Here is a 1329-nt window from a genome sequence, read left to right as displayed (position 1 = left end):
TCATCATTTATTAATCTGAGATCTATTCCAAATCCCTTCTCACAGTTATTCTCTATAACCTTACTTTTCAAATCATTTATATCATTTTCATAGGTAATTTCTGCTCATTAATATCTGTACTACTAGAGTTTAAAATATACTTAGGTCTATTGCTTTAAAACCTATTAACGGTCATACGTAAATCATTCTGCATATCATTTTTATTAAAATACTTTTTCTTGTATAATTCAAAGAAATTCTCTATACATTTTTTTAATTTCTTTAAATCCACCTCCCTATTCCAATCTCCTGCATGACATAACTTGTTTCTAAGCAATCTAAGTTCATTATAATACTTTATAAAATCTTCATGCTCTCCTGAATATCTCTTTATCGCAGCATTACTCCTTAGCTTTGCTCTAATAGTATCAGTATTGCCCGAATCTTCATTAGAACAAAGCTTTATCATTGTTTCAATCATTGTGATAGCCGCTGCAATATATCTATTCTTCTCAATATGCCAATATGCAAACTCTACATACAATGCAATATTGTTTTCATCTTGATCCAGATATTCACAGAATCTATCATAAATTTCATCAAATATAAAGTCTATAACATGATTTCCTGTTGAGCCCTTCTCTTTAATTTTCTTGCAATTAGCTACCATATCCCTTAGTTCAGATAAATTATTGGTATCTACAGCAGTACATAATCTTTCCAATGCAATCTTAACATCCTTTATTACTGTCATCAATTTCTCCGTCTTTTAAAAGTTGATCCAGTAAATGTGTTGTACCAAATCTTTTGAACTCGTCAGCCGCCTTTGTCCAATCCAATAATTTTAATAGAGGTTCTTGGTTTACAATAGGTGTAATACCATCGTCTCCCTGTCCTTCAAACATACCATATGATACAAAGTCTAATCTATCTCCTTCACTCATTGACAATTTAAAAAAGTTTACAGCTAATAATTCATAGAATGCAAGTGATCTGAATGAATGTGTGATATCAAAGGATAACACATCATCCTTTCCTATATATTTTTTCGCCTCTGCAAGTCTATCAAAGTTTTCATTCATTTTTATGCTTTGTATAGTATTCAATATAATATCCCTCTTACTATTTTGCCTTATCCATTTTCAAAGGTGCTTTTTATATTAAATAAAGTTATCATTACCAATAATTGAACTTTATAATATTACGTTCTTTGTTATATAGCCAATAATATAACAGTTCAGTTACTATCTTAATTGGTAAACCATTAAGTATATCTAAATATTATAATAAGTTTTTTATAATAAAATGTCAGCTGTCATCTCATTTATATACAATGTATCTTATTATTGT

Annotated in this window: 2 protein-coding genes; both read right to left on the bottom strand. The window is 28.8% G+C overall.

The genetic code is table 11. The features are described 5' to 3' along the window. Positions 1-154 precede the first annotated feature (154 nt). Positions 155-733: a TM1812 family CRISPR-associated protein gene (locus tag HMPREF0381_RS07705; RefSeq protein ID WP_008751389.1), complete on the bottom strand. Its 579-nt coding sequence runs from the start codon at positions 731-733 to the stop codon at positions 155-157. Beyond that, positions 711-1061, bottom strand: a complete 351-nt coding sequence (locus tag HMPREF0381_RS07700) for a CRISPR-associated DxTHG motif protein (RefSeq protein WP_008751388.1) — start codon at positions 1059-1061, stop codon at positions 711-713. Before HMPREF0381_RS07700 ends, HMPREF0381_RS07705 begins: the two co-directional genes overlap by 23 nt. Positions 1062-1329: the final 268 nt, after the last annotated feature.

The organism is Lachnoanaerobaculum saburreum DSM 3986 (assembly GCF_000185385.1).
Lineage (GTDB): Bacteria > Bacillota > Clostridia > Lachnospirales > Lachnospiraceae > Lachnoanaerobaculum > Lachnoanaerobaculum saburreum.
Note: the sequence above shows the minus strand (reverse complement) of the source record. Positions and strands in the feature narration are given on the sequence as shown.